We start from the raw sequence: 561 nt of genomic DNA, 5'->3' as shown, positions 1-561 counted from the left end.
TGTAGTCGCGTTCTTCGTCGGTGACCATTTCGAGGGTGAGTTCGTCGTGGTTGCGGAGGAAGATGCCCCATTGGCAGTTGTCGGGGATTTTGGGGGTTTGGGCCATGATTTCGGAGATGGGGTAGCGTTGTTCGCGGCGGACGGCCATGTAGATGCGGGGCATGACGGGGAAGTGGAAGGCCATGTGGCATTCGTCGCCGCCGGCGGCGGGGTCGCCGAAGTATTGGACGACGTCGGCGGGCCATTGGTTGGCTTCTGCGAGCAGGACGCGGTCGGGGTAGAGGCGGTCGATTTCGGCGCGGACTTTTTTGAGGTAGGTGTGGGTTTGGGGGAGGTTTTCGCAGTTGGTGTTCTCGCGGGCGTACAGGTAGGGGACGGCGTCGAGGCGGAAGCCGTCGATGCCCAGGTCGAGCCAGAAGCGCAGGACTTCGAGCATGGCGTCCTGGACGGCGGGGTTGTCGTAGTTGAGGTCGGGTTGGTGGGTGAAGAACCGGTGCCAGTAGTACTGGCCGCGTACCGGGTCGTAGGTCCAGTTGGAGGTTTCGGTGTCGACGAAGATGA

Annotated in this window: 1 protein-coding gene; it reads right to left on the bottom strand. The window is 62.2% G+C overall.

All coding sequences use genetic code 11. The features are described from left to right. Positions 1 to 561: alpha-amylase family glycosyl hydrolase (locus tag ABD808_RS38335; protein ID WP_344908471.1), on the bottom strand; the 561-nt coding region annotated here is incomplete at both ends.

The sequence above is a fragment of the Actinomadura meridiana genome (genome assembly GCF_039537545.1).
GTDB classification, from domain to species: Bacteria; Actinomycetota; Actinomycetes; order Streptosporangiales; family Streptosporangiaceae; genus Spirillospora; species Spirillospora meridiana.
Note: the sequence above shows the minus strand (reverse complement) of the source record. Positions and strands in the feature narration are given on the sequence as shown.